The organism is Streptomyces sp. UNOC14_S4 (assembly GCF_020740835.1).
GTDB lineage: Bacteria > Actinomycetota > Actinomycetes > Streptomycetales > Streptomycetaceae > Streptomyces.
In genome coordinates, this window is record NZ_JAINFC010001039.1 from 1 (window position 1) to 652 (window position 652).

Below are 652 nucleotides of genomic sequence, written 5' to 3' on the forward strand. Positions count from 1 at the left end.
GCCCACCGCCGACACGCTCACCGGGCGCGGCCTGCCGACGCGCACGGTCGACGGCCTCATGCGTCCCCTGCTGGAGTCCCTGCTCTGCGACCCGGACCTCACGACCTCCAGCCGGTGCGCGGACCTCGTCCTGCGCGGCTACGCGCGGGGCCGCCTCTGTCTGCCGGAGGGCGGCGCGGACACCGTCCCCGAGCTGCCCGCCGCGCTGCTGCCGCCCGGCACGGTGCGCACGGGCGTCCGCGCGGAGACCGCCTGCACCACGTCCGTCGGCACGGCCGGACACGGCGAGTTCCGCTGCCGCTCCGTGGTCGTGGCCACGGGCGCCCGCGCCGCCGCCGAACTGATCCCCGGCCTGCGGCTGCCCGGCTTCCACCCCGTGACGGTCCTGCACCACACGGCCGCCGAACCGCCACTGCGGGAGGCATCCCTGATCATCGCGGGCGGGCGGCGCGGGCCGGTCGCGCACACGATGGTCACCAGCGAGATCGACCCCACCCGGGCCCCCGCGGGCCGGGCCCTGATCACCTCGACGGTGCTCGGCACGGCCGCGGGCCTGCCGACCGCGGAACTGGACCGCGCGGCGCGGGCCCAGCTCGCCCGCGTCTACGGAAGCCCCACCGGCGACTGGGAGCTCCTGGCAGCCCACCACGAC

At 77.9% G+C, this 652-nt stretch carries 1 protein-coding gene; it reads left to right on the top strand.

Going from position 1 to position 652, the window contains the following annotated elements; all coding sequences use genetic code 11:
- Positions 1 to 652, top strand: a 652-nt coding sequence (locus K6I34_RS37780) for an FAD-dependent oxidoreductase (RefSeq protein ID WP_229332515.1), incomplete at both ends; no start/stop codon positions are given.